The following is a 15128-nucleotide window of genomic DNA, read 5'->3' on the forward strand; positions in this document are numbered from 1 at the left end:
CCTGCGTCTTCTCAAAAGCCGCTTTCAGGAGTACTGCCCACCATGCCGCAGCCCAGCGCCCCAACCAGTGCAATGCCCAGCGAGTATGTCGCCTTCGATCAGGCGGCCATTCGCAGCCGCCACTTGCTGCAACTGCTCTCGCGGTTGTGGGCGGGCGATCTGGCACGGGTCGATCTGGCACGCGAACTGCATCTGTCGCGCAGCGCAGTGTCGTCGCTGGTCAGCGAGCTGCTCGACGCCGGACTGGTTCAGGAAGGCGGCGTGCGGGCAGGGCAGGCCACTTCGCAGACGGGGCGGTCCCAGACCGGGCGGCGGGCCACCCTGCTCTCGCTCAACGCCCAGGCCGCCTACCTGCTGGCCATCGATCTGGGAGCCAGCCATTTGCGGGTCGATCTGCTCGATCTGCACTGTCGTCCGCTGGCCAGCCGCTCGCTGCCGCACGACGTGACTACCGGGCCGCAGGCGACCTACGCCCGCGTCGCCGAGCTGAGCCGGGCGGTGCTGCGGCAGGCGGGCATCAACAAGGCGCGGGTGGCGCTGGCAGGCATCAGCGTGCCGGGGCCGGTGGACGTGCGCAGCGGACAGGTCGTGGCCCAGCACATTCCCGGCTGGAACGGGGTGGCGGTGGCCAGCGAACTCGGCGCGGTGCTGAATCTGCCCACCCTGGTCGAGAACGACGCCAACCTGGGCGTGCTGGCCGAGCACCGCTTCGGAGGCCACAAAGGCCAGCCTGACCTGCTGTACGTCAAACTCGCCACCGGCATCGGCGCGGGCATCATCTGCGGCGGACAGCTCTACCGGGGGTCGCGCGGCGGCGCGGGCGAGATCGGGCACATCGCCATCAACGAGCAGGGACCGGTGGGCCGCAGCGGCAGCCCCGGCTCGCTGGAGAGCTACGCAGCGGCCCAGGTGCTGCTGCCGCTGGCCGCCGCGCGCCGCGCCGCCGGAGAAACGACCCAGTTGCCCGAGCGCTTCACCCTGAGCGATCTGTTCGCCGCGCCGGACGACGTGCTGGTGCGCGGCCTGTGGCGCGAGGTCGGTCATCACCTGGGGGTCGCGATTTCCACGGCGCTCAATCTGTTCAACCCCAGCGCGGTGGTGCTGGGCGGGCGGCTGACCCAGGCGGGCGAGGGGCTGCTGAGCGCCGTGCGCGAAAGCGCCGCGCCGCGCACCATGCAGATCAACCTCGCCCATGTCCGCATCGACTACTCGCAGCTCGGGGCCGACGTGGGTGTGCTGGGGGTGGGGGCCATGCTGCTGGGCGAACTGCTGACCCCGCGTGGCCTGCGGCATCTGGTGCATGTGGCGCGGCGCGAAACCGGGCCACCTGCACCTGGGCAGTTTGAAGCCGGGCAGCCTGAAACCGGGCCACCGGGCCAGGTCAGCCGCGCACCGCCGGACCTGCCGCGTCCCGTCCGTCCCAGTTCGCATCTTTCTGAAGCGCCCAGCGTTTCTTCCAAAGGAGTGGTATGAAAAAAAGCATCAAGAACGCCCTCGTGATCACCGCCGCCCTCGGCCTCACTGCCCAGGCCCTCGCCGCCAACAAGATCGAGATCTTCTCGTGGTGGGCCGGTGACGAGGGTCCTGCCCTGGCCGCTTTGATCAAGCTCTACGAGGCCAAGTACCCGGCCGTCAAGGTCGACAACGCCACCGTCACCGGCGGCGCGGGCACCAACGCCAAGGCCGTCCTGAAGACCCGCATGCTCGGCGGCGATCCGCCTGACAGCTTCCAGGCCCACGCCGGACAGGAACTCACCGGTACCTGGGTGGTCGCCAACCGCATGGAAGACCTCACGAGCCTGTACAAGTCCGAAGGCTGGAACAGCAAGTTCCCCAAGGCCGTCATCGACCTGATCTCCTACAAGGGCGGCATCTACAGCGTGCCGGTCGACGTTCACCGCTCCAACGTGATGTGGTATGTCCCGGCCAACCTGAAGAAGTGGGGCGTCAGCGTGCCCAAGACCTGGCACGAGATGCTCACGGCCTGCACCACCCTCAAGGCCAAGGGCGTGGCCACGCCGCTGGTGATGGGCGAGAACTGGACCCAGCAGATGATCTGGGAGTCGCTCGCCACCGGCATGCTCGGCGCGCAGGGCTGGAACAACCTGTGGAACGGCAAACTCAAGTTCACCGACCCCAAGGTCGTGGCCACCTTCTCGATGTACGGCAACCTGCTCGACTGCGCCAACAAGGACGCTTCGGGCTTGAGCTGGCAGCAGGCCACCGACCGCATGCTCGCGGGCCAGGCCGCCTTCAACATCATGGGTGACTGGGCCGCCGGTTACATGACCACCACCAAGAAGCTCAAGCCCGGCACCGATTTTGCCTGGAGCGCCAGCCCCAGCACCAGCGGCACCTTCATCATGCTGGCCGACAGCTTCGGACTGCCCAAGGGCGCCAAGGACCGCACCGAGGTCATCAACTGGCTCAAGGTGCTGGGCAGCAAGCAGGGTCAGGACGCCTTCAACCCCCTCAAGGGCAGCATCGCCGCGCGCACCGATTCGGACCTGGGCAAGTACGGCGCGTACTCGCAGTCGGCGGCCAACGACTGGAAGAAAAACACCATCGTCGGCAGCATGGTTCACGGCGCGGCGGCTCCGGAGAGCTTTACCAGCGGTTTTGGCAGCATCAACGACGCCTTCGTCAGCAACCGCGACGCCAAGGCAGCAGCCCAGGCCTCACAGGACCTGGCCGACAAGTCGCGCATCGGCATGTAAAGCTGGAGCCGCAGCGCTGCGCCCGGCGCGGCTCCTCCTGCGGCTCTATGACCGCCCGTTGACAACCCGCAGCACTTCTTCGAGAGACGGCGATCCCAGTGCCGTCTCTCGACTCTGAAAGGAGGGCGATATTGAAACGCCTGTCCACCGACCGCCTGTGGGCGATGGCGGTCCTCGCACCGTCAATCATCTTGCTGGCGGTTTTCGTCTACGGTTTTATCTTCCGCACCGCTTACACCAGCCTCACCGACTGGGGCAACGATCCGGCCCAGGCATTTAGCCTCACGCCGATCATCCGCTTCATCGGGTTGCAAAATTACCATGACCTGTTTACCAGCGGCCTCAACACCCGCTTCCGGCAGGATCTGGTCAGCACCCTCTTCTTCACCATCTTCTTCATTGCCGGCTGCCTGGGGTTGGGGCTGGCGATGGCCCTGCTGCTCGACCGCAATCCCAAGGCCGAGGGCCTGTGGCGCACCATCTTCCTGTTTCCGATGAGCCTGTCGTTTATCGTCACCGGCACCATCTGGCGCTGGATGCTGCAGCCCCAGGGCGGCCTCAACCAGCTGCTGCACCTCAACCCGGCCAGCAACGGCTGGCTGACCAGCCGCGACTCGGTGTGGAGCTTTGACTGGAACAAGTTGCCGCTGATCACGGCGGTACTCGTGGCCCTGGCGCTCTTGTGGGTCGGCTGGCAAGCGCTCCGCAGTGCCCAGCGCACCCGCATGGGCGTGGCCTTCGGCTGTGCGGCGCTGCTACTGCTCTGGGCACTCGTCATCGGGCCGAACGTCAAACTGCTGCCCGCGCCAGAGCTGCACGGCTTCAACATCGCTTTTATCGGCATCATCATCGCGGCCATCTGGCAGATGAGCGGTTACACCATGGCGCTCTACCTGGCCGGGCTGCGCGGCATTCCCGAAGAGCTGCGTGAAGCGGCGCGGGTCGACGGAGCCAACGAGTGGAACACCTACCGCCACGTGATCTTCCCGCTGCTCGCGCCGATCACCCTGTCGGCCATGATCATCCTGGGGCACATCAGCCTCAAGATCTTTGATCTGGTGTTCGCCATGACCGGCCCCGACAACGGCCCCACCGATGTGCCAGCCTTGCTGATGTACATCACGTCCTTCCGGCAAAACGCCCTGGCGGTGGGCGCGGCCATCGGCACGGTGCTGCTGCTCCTGGTGGCCATCATCATCGTTCCCTACCTCGCCAGCCAGTTTCGCAGCCAGGAGGGCCACGCATGACCAGCACACCGCTGAGTCCGACCAGCGTGTCCAGCGTTCACAAGTCGCCACGCTTCACGCTCACGCGCGGGCTGATGTACCTGGGCCTGATCGTGGCAGCGTTGTTTTTTCTGCTGCCGATCTACCTGCTGATCGTGACCGCCTTCAAGACGCCCGACGCCATCAACCTGGCCACCACCTGGCAACTGCCCAAGTTCCTCAACTGGGCCAGCTTCTCGGATGCCTGGGCCAAGGTCGGCGGCAACATGCTCAACAGCCTCTTTCTAGCTGTTGTCGCCACCGCCATCAGCGCCATGCTGGGCAGCTTGAACGGCTACGCGCTGAGCAAGTGGAAATTCCGGGGGGCCAACACCCTGTTCGCGCTCATGCTCTTCGGCATGTTCATTCCCTACCAGTCGGTGCTGATTCCGCTGTTTCAGTTCATCAAATCGCTGGGCCTCTACGGCAACATCTGGGGATTGATCCTGGCGCACGTCGTCTACGGCATCCCGATTACCACTTTGATCTTCCGCAACTTCTACGCCGACGTGCCCGACGCGCTGGTCGAAGCCGCCACCATCGACGGCGCGGGCTTCTGGGGCATCTACGCCAAGGTCATCTTCCCCATCAGCATTCCCGGCTTCGTGGTGGTCATCATCTGGCAGTTCACCCAGGTCTGGAACGAGTTTCTGTTCGCGGCCACGCTCACCTCGTCCGGCAGCCAGCCGGTGACGTACGCCCTCTCTCAACTGGCGGGCGGTCAGGCGGTCAGCTGGAACCTGCCGATGGCGGGCGCGATTCTGGCGGCCATCCCGACTTTGCTGGTCTACATCGTGCTGGGCCGCTACTTCGTGCGCGGTCTGCTGGCAGGCAGCGTCAAGGGCTGAACGCCTCTGCACGACCAGCGGCCCACTGTCTTCGGACGGCGGGCCGCTTTCGTATGGCTTCGGTCTTTCAGCGCAGCGCCCGCCGGACCTGCGCGGGCAGGGCCAGCAAACCCTCCACTCCGTCCACGCCCGCGAACACGTCGAGGTGGGGCAGCGCCGCCGCCATGCCGCGTGCCAGCGGCAGGTAGCCGATTTGGGCGGCCAGCGGGTTGAGCCACACCACCCCGCCGACGCGGGCGCGCAGCTTCTTGAGCGCCCCGGCGAGTTGCAGCGGCTCCCCGGTGTCGAGGCCGTCACTCAGGATGAGCAGCAGGGTGTCGGGGCGCAGGTGGGCGCGGCCCAGCCGCAGCAGCCGTGCCAGATTCTCACCGATACGGGTGCCGCCGCCCCAGCTCTCGCCGCCACTGGCCGCCAGCCCGGCGCGCAGCTGGGGCGTCAGGCGCTCCAGCGAGGTGCTGAACGAGTACACCTCGACCTTGCGGCTGCGCGCCGATAAGGCCGCCGCGTAGCGCAGCAGCAGCGCGGCGTAGGGAGCCATGCTGCGGCTGCCGTCGAGCAGCAGCACCACGCGCGGCGGACGCGGCGGGCGCGAGCGGTAGCGCAGGTTCAGCGGCTCTCCCCCGCTGCGGCGGGCGGCTTGCAGGGTGGCACGCACGTCCACCTGAGAGCCGCGCAGACCCACCCGCCGCCGCCGCGAACGGCCCAGCCGTACACCGCCCAGCAAAGCGCGGGCCGCCTCGGCGTAGCGGGCCGCCTCGTCCGGGGCCAGGCGCGGCGGCGTGCCCTGCCCAGCATGCGGACTCAGCCGGGTCTGGAGCAATTGGCCCGGTTCATCCGGTTCGTCTGGCGCGTCCTCGCCCGGTGTGGGGCGCTCGCTGCCCGCCACAGATGTTGCGGTCAGACTCTCGGTGTCCTCGCCCTCATCTTCGGCACTCTCAGTGGGCGGTTCCGTCGGCTCAGTTTCGTTGCTGGCCGGGTCGGGGGCGGGTTGGGGCGCATCGGGGGGCGTCAGAAAATGCGCCCGGAACAGCAGTGGAAAGACGCACGCCTGCGCCTGCGTCCGGGCAAAGATGACGCCCCAGGCCGCTTCCAGCACACCGAAGTCCAGCAACCCCAGCCCCTCGGCGGCCCGCAGCGCGTCTGAGAGGTCGCCGGGACCGGCACTGAACCCAGCGCGGCGCAACCTCACCGCAAAGCGGGTCAGATCAGGCAGCAGGGCGGCCCTCACGACTTCAGGCGCGCTTGGCCCGCTTGATAGTTTCGATGCGGGCATCACTTTCCAGCACCGATACGTAGAGCTGGTAGGTTTCGAGCGCTTTCTCCGACGGCACCAGATTGGCGAAGCGGAAATAAGCAGCGTGGCCCTGCGGCAGCACGAAGGTCGGTGTGCCGAAAACGCCCAGTTCGGCGGCGGCGGCCAGATCGGCCCGCAGGTCGGTGCGCACCGGGTCAATCTGCCGGTCGGTACCGAACTGAGCCAGGTCCAGCCCCGCCGTGCGGGCGGCGGCCTCCACGGTGGCCTCATTCAGCTCGGCCTTGTCCTGGTGAACGGCGCGGAAGAGGGTCAGCACGAAGCGCCAGCGGGCATCCTCGCTCTGACGGGCCGCCGCCTGATCGGCCAGAAACGCCAGCAGGCTGCTGGACTGCGCGGCGCTGCCCTCGCCGTTGGTCTGATCGGTCAGCCACCACACCGGCACGTGGCGGCTGGCGGCGTTCTCCGGGTGGTTGCCCTGCACCAAGCTGAAGTGACGCAACTCAAAGGTGTGGGCGTGCTCGCGCCGCAGCACGTCGGCCAGTTCCAGGCCGCGCCAGGCGTAGGGGCACAGGAAATCGAAGTAGATCTGCGTGGGCGTCATGCCGGGAGGCTAACACGCCCACCCGCCCACCAATTGCAAGCCGGGTCAGGCCCCCGGCAACGCCGTCTGCCTGCGCGCCGGGCGGTCCTCGGCGCGAAACTGCAATTCGTAGAGGTCTTTGTAGAGGCCGCCCTCGGCGATCAGTTCGGCGTGGGTACCGCGCTGCACGATGCGTCCGGCGTCCATCACCACGATCAGGTCTGCGCCGCGAATGGTGCTGAGGCGGTGGGCGATCACGAAGGTCGTGCGGCCCACCATCAGCTTTTCCAGGGCGTCTTGCACCAGCGCTTCCGATTCGTTGTCTAAGGCGCTGGTGGCCTCGTCCAGAATCAGAATGCGGGGATTTTTCAAGATGGCCCGGGCAATGGCGACTCGCTGGCGCTGCCCACCCGACAGCTTGACGCCGCGCTCACCCACCGCCGTCTCGAAACCCTGCGGCAACTTCAGAATGAACTCCTCGGCATTGGCCGCCCGCGCCGCCGCCTCGACTTCCTCGGCGCTGGCGTCCTGGCGTCCGTAGAGGATGTTCTCGGCCACGCTGCCGGAAAACAGCAGGGTTTCCTGCGGCACCAGGCCGACCTGACGGCGCAACTCCTCCAAATCAGCCGAGCGCACGTCCACGCCGTCCACCTTCAGCGCCCCGCCGCTCACGTCGTAGAAGCGCGGCAGCAAGCTGACCAGGGTGGTCTTTCCGGCCCCACTCGGCCCGACCAGCGCCACCGTCTGCCCCGGCGACACCTCCAGATTGAGCTCCTCAAGGGTGGGCGAGGCCACCTCGTCACCGTACCCGAACGACACGCCCTCGAAGCTGACGCGCCCACTGAGACGGCCCAGCGCTGCGGGCGCCGCCACCAGCGGCAGATCGCTGCGGGTGTCGAGCAGCTCAAAGAGGCGTGAGGACGCGCCCAGTGCTTCTTGCACCTGCGAGAAAATGCCGGTCAGGCCGCCCACGTTGATGCCGACCTGCAAGGCGTAGAACAGAAAGCTGACCAGCTTGCCGGGGGTGAGGTCGCCGCCCAGCACCTGCCGCCCGCCGTACCACAGCACCCCCGCCAAGCTGCCGAAGGCCAGGAAGGTCATGATGCCCGCCAGCGACGACGAGAGCCGGATGCGCCGCAGCGACGCCTGAAACGATGCCTCGACGCCCTGGCCGTAGCGCGCCCGCTCCAGGGTCTCAGCGGTGAAGCTCTGCACCACCCGCACCCCGCTGATGGCCTCCTCGGCGCTGGCGTTGGCGGCGGCCACCTTGTCCTGCACGTCGCGGGCGGCCCTGCGGATTTGCAGGCCCACCACCACCGCCGTACCGATGATCAGCGGAATGACCGCCAGGGTAAACAGACTCAGCCGGAAGCTGGTCAGCACCATCAGGGTCACGCCGCCGATCAGGGTAATCACCTGACTGAGCAGTTGGGCCAGGGCGCTGCTGACCACCGTCTGCACGGTGGACACGTCGCTGGTGAGGCGGCTGGTGAGTTCGCCGGTGCGGCGCACGGCGAAGAAGCGCGGGCTGAGGGTCAGCAGATGCGAGAACACCGCCCGGCGCAGATCGGCCACCACCCGCACACCCACCCGCGAGATCAGAAAGGTTTGCAGCGCCGTGAAGAGGGCCACCACCGCGAAGACGCCCAGCAGCAGCAGCACGATTCGGTCGAGCGGCCCGGTGTCGGCCAAGCCGCCCGGCGCGCGCTTGAGAAAGGAAGCGTCGATCAGGTTGCCGAACAGCTTGGGAAACACCAGGCTCAGGCCCGCCGAGAACAGGGTGGCGACAATGCCCAGCATCAGCCAGCCCAGGTAGGGCCGGACGTAGCGCAGCAGCCGCCACAAATTGGCCGGATCACGGCGGGAAGTTTCCGTACCACCTGGAGCGGAGGAGCGGGCAGTGGGGCGCGAGAACATGCTCCAGGGTAGCGCCAAGCGGTGTCCGGCGTTGACCTGCCCGAGCAGTACCGTTCAAGCCCGTGAAAATAGATACCCGTCTCCGCCGATCTTTGAAAAGAATCTCCTCTTTGAAGACGCATAGGTATGGACCGCTTCACTCTGTGCAGTTTCAAAAAAGGTGGCAGAATTCGTTTCATATGAAACCAATCGCCTAGAATGACCCTCAGCTATGTTCCGTCTCCAGAAGCAAAAGCCGGACGTGCCGCTTGAGACCCTCCACCTGTTGCGGCGACAGGGGTTCGGCCTGCTGGCTCCACTCAGTGCACTGGCGGCGCTGCTGGCCCTGGTGTTTCAGCGCGACAACGTTGATCCGCTCGACAAACTGGCCCTCCCGCTGATCGCGGCGATGATGCTGGGCCTGGAACTGGGGCTGCGGCGGCACTGGCTCAAGCTCGAAGGAGCGCTCAACCTGACCTACGGGGTGTGCGGCGCGTACCTGCTGGCGCTCTTTTATCACCAATTTTCCTCGTTCGTCCCCAGGTACGGGATGCTCAGCGAGGGCGTGCTGTGGTTTCCGGTGCTCTACATGATGGCGTTTATTCTCTGGACACCCCGGCGGGCAGCGCAGGTGGTCGGCACCCTGATCGGCCTGACACTGCTGATCACCTTTGCCCAGACGCTCCCGCTGTGGCAAAGTGGGCGACTCAGTGACCGGCTGCTAGCCTCGCTCTCTCAGTTTTTCCTCTCGGGCATCTTGATCGCGCTGGTTCAGTATGTGGTGAGCAGCGCCCGGCGGCAGTACGAGGACATGCGCCGCCTGGCCTACTTGGACACCCTCACCGACCTGCCCAACCGCCGCGCGGCCCAGAGCCTGCTGGCCCGGCTGGACAGCGGGCAGCACCCCTACGCCCTGGTGCTGTTCGACCTCGACCACTTCAAGCAGGTCAATGACCGGTGCGGCCATGCCGAGGGCGATGTGGTGCTGATGCAGGCCGCGCAACTGTGCGGGCAGCACCTCAGCGCACCGAATCTGCTGGCGCGCTGGGGCGGCGAGGAATTTCTGATGGTGCTGCCGAATTTCAGTACCGAGGAGGCCCGCGCCGTGGCCGAGCGTGCCCGCAGCAACCTGGCCGCCTACGCCTTCGTGTCGGGGCCGGTGACGGCCTCCTTCGGCGTGGCCCAGACCACCGCCGAGGGCGGACACAGCTCGCACGAGCAGGTGCTGGAAGCCGCCGACCGAGCGCTGCACCGGGCCAAGGCCAGCGGACGCAATCAGGTGCGGGCCGAAGGCGACGACCCCGATCCGGCGGCCCCCTTTAGCAGTTCGCGTCAGTCGATGTTCGGCTGAACTGCTCCCCGGTCAGGCGGGGTACAGGCGACTGGCCCGGGCCGCCTGAATGAGCGCCGAGGCCGCCGCCTCAATCTCCTCCGGCATGGTCGCTGCTCCGAAACTCAGGCGAACGGTGGCCAGGGCGTCGGCGTCGCTCAGGCCCAGGGCAGTGAGGACATGGCTGGGCTGCAGGGTACCTGCCGAGCAGGCGCTGCCCGCCGAGACGCACACTCCGGCGAAATCCAGATTCATCAGCAGCGCCTCGCCGTCTGCGCCGAGGGCCGTGAAGGAGGCCACCTTGGGACTGCCCGCCGGAGTGTGGTTGGCCCGCAGGTTCGCCTCGCCTGAGAGCAGCGCCGTGAGCCGGTCATTGAGGGCACGCAAGTGGGCGTGCGTCTGCGGCTGGGCCGCCACCGCCGCTTGCAGACTCAGGCCCGCCGCATACAGGCCCGGGGCGTTCTGGGTGCCGCTGCGCTGGCCGCGCTCCTGTCCGCCGCCCCGCAGCAGCGGCGGTAACTCCAGGCCGCGCTGCAGGTACAGCAGCCCCACGCCCAGCGGCCCGCCCCACTTGTGGGCGCTGAAGCTGGCACAGTCCACGCCCCAGCTGATCAGGTCGAGCGCCACCACACCCGGCGACTGCACCGCATCGGTGTGAAACTTCGCGCCGCCCGTGTGTGCCACTTCGGCCAGTGCCGCGATATCCTGTACCGCGCCGATCTCGTTGTTGGCGTGGTGAATACTGACCAGCCGGGTGCCGGGGCGCAAAGCTTCTCGCAACTGCTCGGGATCAATCTGACCGCTGGCGTCCGGCCTCAGGTAGGTAACGGCCACGCCGCGCTCGGCGAGGAATCGGGCCGGAGCCAGCACCGCCGAGTGCTCGGTACTGGAGACGATCAGGTGGCCTTGGCCGCCCGCTGCGCCCTGAGCGCCGTCTGCCCAGACTTCGGGAAAGCTGCCGAGCAATACCTGGTTGTCGGCCTCGGTGCCGCCGCTGAGGGCCACCAGGGTCAGCGGCGGCACGCCCAGCGCCGAGGCCGCCGCCGCCCGGCCCTCCTCCAGCAGTTCGCGGGCCGCCTGCCCGGCGACGTGAATGCTGGCCGGATTGCCCGGCACGGCGGCGGCGCGCTGGTAGGCATCCAGGGCCAGCGGGGTCATCGGGTGGGTGGCGGCGTAGTCGAGGTAAATCACCGGGGCAAACTCCGAAAGCCGCTCACGGCCCGAAGGTCGCGTAATCCTGACCGCCCACCCTGACCGTGAAGGTGTAGTTGCCGCGCACGCTCACGTCGTCACGCTGGGCCACCGCGCCCCTGAGCTGGGCGCTGTCGGTGGCGGGCAGCACGGTCCGCTCGCCGTCCTCGTCGCGCACCACGATCTCCACGTTACCCGCGGGCAGATCACCGGGGAAGGTGTAGGTCATCGGCACGCTGCGCACGGGAGACGGTGTCGTCTCGGGAGTCGGCGTGGTGTCCGGCGGGGGCGTCTGGTCGGGCGTCGTCGGGGCGACCGGCGTTTGCTCCGGATTCGTCTGATCGGGCGTCACTGGGTTGGGAGTCGTCTGGTCGGGGACAGTCTGGTTGTCGGGCAGCGTGGGCGCGTCCTGACCCGGCGTGGTCGGCGCGAACTCTGGCTGGGCGGCCGGGGAGCCGCCGTCCACGTTACCGGAAGCGGGCGTCTGGTCGGGCAGCGGGTCGGGGGTGGGCGGCAGCGGCAGCGGCGGCACCGGCAGCGGCGAGATGCTGACCGCCGGGGCCTGGTAGCGGGTCTGGGCCACCACCAGCGTCACCGGCGAGCCGCTGTCCACCTTAGCGAAGGCAGCGGGCGACTGGCGCAGGACGGTGTTTTCCGCCGCATCCGAACCCTCCTTCTTGACCGTGTTGACGACCAACCCAGCCCGGCGCACCAGATCACGGGCGTCGCCGAACGGCAACCCGCGCAGATCCGGCAGCCAGGTCTGCTGCACCGAGACGCCGCTGCTGATCAGCAAACGCACACTCTGGCCGCGCCGGATCACCGCGCCAGGCGCGGGCAACTGGGCCACGACCCGGCCCTTGGGCGTGCCACTGAGCGCGCCGTCGACCTGCGAGACGCTGCCCAGCTTGAGATAGTTTTCGCCCAACGCCGACCTGGCTTGATCGAGCGTCTGCTCCTCCAGGCGCGGCACTGTCAGGGTGGGCGGGTTGTTGACGGTCAAGGTGATCAACCGGCCCAGGTGCAGGCTGCTGCCGCCGCCGGGTTCCTGGGCGATCACGGCCCCCAGCGCCGCGCCGCGCTCGTCACCCTCGGCGTATTGCACCCGGTAGCCAATCTTCGCGAGCTTGTCTGCCGCTGCCTTGGCCGGTTGCCCCACCACGGCGGGCACGTCGGCCAGCGCCGGGTTGAGGTAGATCTGGGCGGCCTGGGCACCGAAATACGCCGCGCCCACCACACAGGCCAGCCCCGGGATCCAGGTCCAGACGCTGCGCGGCGGGCGCTGGCGGCGCACCTTGCCCTGGTTGATGGGGGTCAGCGCCGCCGCGCTCAGCGACTCGGCTTCCTGTGGGGTGCGGGTCGCAGGGGTCAGGAAAGCGATTTGGGGGGTGTCACCGTCCATCACGATGTCGGCGTCCATCAGCGCAAAGCCCTGGGCCGCCAGCCGGGCGGCCAGATCACGCAGGGCGCTGAGGGCAGCCTCGTTCTTGACCGGCTGGACCTGAAAGGCCGAGAGCGGCATGCCCGGCACCTCGCGCCAGACGGCATAATACGCGCCGGGGCGGGCCACCACGTCGCTCAGGCCCGCCGGGGCCAGCGCCTTGAGAGCGGTGCGGTAGCGGTGAAAAGCGTTGCGTTCGTCGGGAGTGCTGACCTCGAACCACGACAGCCGCAGCAGTTCGCCGACCCCAGCTCCCGGCAGGGCGTCGGCCCGCACGCTGTAGATCGTCTGGCCGCCGCTCTGCGAGCGCTCCTCCACCACTTCGTACTTGCCGTCTATCCGCGCCATTCGTCGCCCAGTATAGAGTGGCGTGCGTCCACAGACCGCTCATCTGGGTGGAGGCGCCCAGGCCACCGCATCAGGGCTGGTTCCTAAGCGCCGCCAGCGCCTGCGACACGGTACGTCCGGTCACGGGGTGGGCGTAGTCGGGGACAATTTCCGAGAGCGGCAGCAGCACGAACGACCGCTCCCAAGCGCGGGGATGCGGCAGGGTGAGGTCAGGTGTATCGAGCACCCGGCTGCCGTAGGCGATCAGATCGAGGTCGAGCACCCGCGCTCCCCAGCGCTCGCGGCGCACCCGTCCGAAGCGGGTCTCGGTGTCCAGCAGCGCCGTGAGCAATGCCTGCGGCGGCAGCGCGGTGTGCAGCTTCGCGGCGGCGTTGAGGTAGTCCGGCTGGCCCGGCGGCCCGCCCACCGGCGCGGTGCGGTAAAACGTCGAGACGGCCCGCAGCTCGCCCAGCGCCGCCAGTTCCTTCAGGGCCCAGTCCAGCGCCGCCGCCGGGTCGCCCAGATTGGCTCCCAGGGCGATCAGGGCCGTCTCGCCCGGCCGTTCAGGCACCAGGCACCGGGCGCGCCATATCGGAGCGGGCCAGGTCAATTCGGGTCAGGTGCAGCTCGGCGTACACGTCCTCGAAGACGCCCGGCAGCGGCGCGTGCGGTTTGTGAACACGCACCGTCACGGCGCTGAGCTGCGGCTGCTCGCTCAGCAGCGCCCGGGCCAGCCGTCCGCACAGCGCCTCGAGCAGTTGCCAGCGCTCCCCGGTGACAATGCCCGCCACCAGATCGTAAACGGCGGCGTAGTTGACGGCCTGCGCCAGCTCGTCGGTGATGTCAGCAAAATCGTAGTGCAACTCGGCGTCCACGACGAAGCGCGCCCCGAAGACCGCTTCCTCCTGATACACGCCGTGCCGCCCATGAAAGGCCAGGCCCTTCAGCACGACCTTGCTCAGCTGGCCCACCCGTTGCTCGCCGCGCGCATCCATTCCGCGCCCGATTATGCACCCTCCAGCGCGGCCTGCACCCGCAGGGCCAGCGCGTGCCCGCGTGCGTCGTGCACCCGCACCATCGCCGTACCCGCCCGCGCTGCGTGGAGGTGCAGCGCCAGACTGGCCGCGTCGCGGGAGTCGGCACTTCCCTGCGGCTCGCCCGAGAGCGCGGCCAGGAATTTCTTGCGGCTGCCGCCCACCAACACCGGCCAGGGCCGCGCCGTCAGCTGCGGCAGGGCACGCAGGAGCGCCAGATTGTGCTGAGGCGTTTTGCCGAAGCCGATGCCGGGGTCAAGCAGCACACCCGGCACCCCTGCGGCCAGGGCCAGCTCGGCCTGGGCCGCCAGGAAGCCGAACACCTCGGTCACCACGTCGCCGTAGTGCGGAGCAAGCTGCATGGTACGCGGCTCGCCCTGCATGTGCATGATGCAGGCAGGTGCGCCGCGCTCGGCACAGACAGCCCTCATCCGCGTATCGCGCAGGCCCGACACGTCGTTGACCAGGTGCGCTCCGGCCCCCAGCGCGGCGGCGGCGACCTCCGGCTTCATGGTGTCAATGCTGATGACGGCTCCGCTGCCAGCCAGCCCGCGAATCACCGGCCGCACCCGGTCGAGTTCGGTGGCCGCATCCACTGCCGGCGCGCCGGGCCGGGTGCTCTCGCCGCCAATATCGAGCACCAGTGCGCCGCCGAGAAGCAGCTGCCGGGCGTGAAGCAGGGCGGCCTCAGCGCCGCGCCCGCCGTCCGAGAACGAATCGGGCGTCACGTTGACGATGCCCATGACCGCGCAGCCGGGCCAGCTTAGCTGCCAGCCGCCTGCGGTTCGCACGCCGCCGGGCACAGGAAAGCCGAAGCTCAGCCCAAAGTCGGCCACCGCCTACTGCCCGAAGCCCACCGGAGCCGCGCCCTCCCAGCCGCCCAGCACGTGAATGTGGGTGTGAAAGACCTCCTGGCCGCCGCCCCGGCCCACGTTGACGATCAGGCGGTAGTCGCTCAGGTGCTGCTGGGCCACCTTCACCGCCGTGAGCCACAAGCGGCCCATCTCGCCTGCGTCGGTGATCTCGTCGACGCGGGTGCTAACCTGCTTGGGAATGACCAGCAGGTGAACCGGCGCTTTGGGGGCGATGTCCCGGACAGCAATGTAGTCGTCGTCCTCGTAGACGATCTGGGCCGGAATCTGGCGGGCGATGATGCGCTCGAACAGAGTCGGGGCGGCGGGGTCGGCGTTGGTCATGTCTTTACTCTAAAGGCCCGCGCCGCCGGGTTCACGCAGACTGAAGGC

The 15128-nt window shown here is 68.2% G+C and carries 14 protein-coding genes; 5 read left to right on the forward strand and 9 right to left on the reverse strand.

What is annotated here, in order from left to right; translation table 11 throughout:
* The first annotated feature begins 42 nt into the window (after positions 1 to 42).
* The 4 genes from GUI70_RS04900 (at position 43) to GUI70_RS04915 (ending at position 4830) form a co-directional block, all read left to right on the forward strand.
* Positions 43 to 1473: an ROK family transcriptional regulator gene (locus GUI70_RS04900; protein WP_237724703.1), complete on the forward strand. Its 1431-nt coding sequence runs from the start codon at positions 43 to 45 to the stop codon at positions 1471 to 1473.
* Positions 1470 to 2717, forward strand: coding sequence for an ABC transporter substrate-binding protein (locus GUI70_RS04905; RefSeq protein ID WP_161881188.1), 1248 nt, complete (start codon positions 1470 to 1472; stop codon positions 2715 to 2717). The genes GUI70_RS04900 and GUI70_RS04905 overlap by 4 nt, the downstream gene beginning before the upstream one ends.
* Before the next feature lie 131 nt (positions 2718 to 2848).
* A complete protein-coding gene (locus GUI70_RS04910; protein WP_237724704.1) occupies positions 2849 to 3964 on the forward strand; it encodes a carbohydrate ABC transporter permease in 1116 nt (371 codons plus the stop codon).
* A 74-nt stretch (positions 3965 to 4038) separates the two neighbouring features.
* Complete coding sequence (locus GUI70_RS04915; RefSeq protein ID WP_438503453.1) at positions 4039 to 4830, forward strand: carbohydrate ABC transporter permease; 792 nt, start codon at positions 4039 to 4041, stop codon at positions 4828 to 4830.
* 67 nt (positions 4831 to 4897) lie between these two features.
* Here GUI70_RS04915 and GUI70_RS04920 read toward each other — a convergent pair whose 3' ends face one another.
* The 3 genes from GUI70_RS04920 to GUI70_RS04930 are packed head-to-tail and all read right to left on the reverse strand — an operon-like array spanning position 4898 to position 8582.
* Positions 4898 to 6058: a VWA domain-containing protein gene (locus GUI70_RS04920; protein ID WP_161881190.1), complete on the reverse strand. Its 1161-nt coding sequence runs from the start codon at positions 6056 to 6058 to the stop codon at positions 4898 to 4900.
* 4 nt (positions 6059 to 6062) lie between these two features.
* Complete coding sequence (locus tag GUI70_RS04925; RefSeq protein ID WP_161881191.1) at positions 6063 to 6686, reverse strand: DsbA family oxidoreductase; 624 nt, start codon at positions 6684 to 6686, stop codon at positions 6063 to 6065.
* Between the two features lie 45 nt (positions 6687 to 6731).
* Positions 6732 to 8582 carry an ABC transporter ATP-binding protein gene (locus GUI70_RS04930; protein ID WP_161881192.1) on the reverse strand — a complete coding sequence of 617 codons (1851 nt, stop codon included), beginning with the start codon at positions 8580 to 8582 and terminating at the stop codon, positions 6732 to 6734.
* A gap of 211 nt (positions 8583 to 8793) precedes the next feature.
* On the opposite strand from GUI70_RS04930, the gene GUI70_RS04935 reads away from it, so the two are divergent.
* The gene (locus tag GUI70_RS04935) at positions 8794 to 9912 is read left to right on the forward strand and encodes a GGDEF domain-containing protein (protein ID WP_161881193.1); all 1119 of its coding nucleotides are present in this window, start codon (positions 8794 to 8796) and stop codon (positions 9910 to 9912) included.
* A 12-nt stretch (positions 9913 to 9924) separates the two neighbouring features.
* On the opposite strand, the gene GUI70_RS04940 is transcribed toward GUI70_RS04935, so the two are convergent.
* The 6 genes from GUI70_RS04940 to GUI70_RS04965 form a co-directional block, all read right to left on the reverse strand.
* Positions 9925 to 11082 carry a cysteine desulfurase family protein gene (locus tag GUI70_RS04940; protein ID WP_161881194.1) on the reverse strand — a complete coding sequence of 386 codons (1158 nt, stop codon included), beginning with the start codon at positions 11080 to 11082 and terminating at the stop codon, positions 9925 to 9927.
* Between the two features lie 22 nt (positions 11083 to 11104).
* Positions 11105 to 12871, reverse strand: a complete 1767-nt coding sequence (locus GUI70_RS04945; protein ID WP_161881195.1) for a PASTA domain-containing protein — start codon at positions 12869 to 12871, stop codon at positions 11105 to 11107.
* Positions 12872 to 12941: 70 nt separating this feature from the next.
* A complete protein-coding gene (gene folK / locus GUI70_RS04950; RefSeq protein WP_161881196.1) occupies positions 12942 to 13421 on the reverse strand; it encodes a 2-amino-4-hydroxy-6-hydroxymethyldihydropteridine diphosphokinase in 480 nt (159 codons plus the stop codon).
* The gene (gene folB, locus GUI70_RS04955) at positions 13414 to 13812 is read right to left on the reverse strand and encodes a dihydroneopterin aldolase (RefSeq protein ID WP_161881351.1); all 399 of its coding nucleotides are present in this window, start codon (positions 13810 to 13812) and stop codon (positions 13414 to 13416) included. The genes folK and folB overlap by 8 nt, the downstream gene beginning before the upstream one ends.
* A gap of 44 nt (positions 13813 to 13856) precedes the next feature.
* Complete coding sequence (gene folP, locus GUI70_RS04960; RefSeq protein ID WP_237724705.1) at positions 13857 to 14720, reverse strand: dihydropteroate synthase; 864 nt, start codon at positions 14718 to 14720, stop codon at positions 13857 to 13859.
* A 3-nt stretch (positions 14721 to 14723) separates the two neighbouring features.
* The gene (locus GUI70_RS04965; protein WP_161881197.1) at positions 14724 to 15080 is read right to left on the reverse strand and encodes a histidine triad nucleotide-binding protein; all 357 of its coding nucleotides are present in this window, start codon (positions 15078 to 15080) and stop codon (positions 14724 to 14726) included.
* Positions 15081 to 15128: the final 48 nt, after the last annotated feature.

It is taken from the genome of Deinococcus alpinitundrae, from assembly GCF_009982895.1.
In the GTDB taxonomy this organism is placed as follows: Bacteria; Deinococcota; Deinococci; order Deinococcales; family Deinococcaceae; genus Deinococcus; species Deinococcus alpinitundrae.

Bases quoted from the DNA above. Each gene is read 5' to 3' on its own strand.
- GUI70_RS04945 (WP_161881195.1), bottom strand. From the start codon at position 12,871: ATGGCGCGGATAGACGGCAAGTACGAAGTGGTGGAGGAGCGCTCGCAG.
- GUI70_RS04925 (WP_161881191.1), bottom strand. From the start codon at position 6,686: ATGACGCCCACGCAGATCTACTTCGATTTCCTGTGCCCCTACGCCTGG.
- GUI70_RS04905 (WP_161881188.1), top strand. From the start codon at position 1,470: ATGAAAAAAAGCATCAAGAACGCCCTCGTGATCACCGCCGCCCTCGGC.
- GUI70_RS04935 (WP_161881193.1), top strand. From the start codon at position 8,794: ATGTTCCGTCTCCAGAAGCAAAAGCCGGACGTGCCGCTTGAGACCCTC.
- GUI70_RS04965 (WP_161881197.1), bottom strand. From the start codon at position 15,080: ATGACCAACGCCGACCCCGCCGCCCCGACTCTGTTCGAGCGCATCATC.
- GUI70_RS04915 (WP_438503453.1), top strand. From the start codon at position 4,039: ATGTACCTGGGCCTGATCGTGGCAGCGTTGTTTTTTCTGCTGCCGATC.
- GUI70_RS04930 (WP_161881192.1), bottom strand. From the start codon at position 8,582: ATGTTCTCGCGCCCCACTGCCCGCTCCTCCGCTCCAGGTGGTACGGAA.
- GUI70_RS04900 (WP_237724703.1), top strand. From the start codon at position 43: ATGCCGCAGCCCAGCGCCCCAACCAGTGCAATGCCCAGCGAGTATGTC.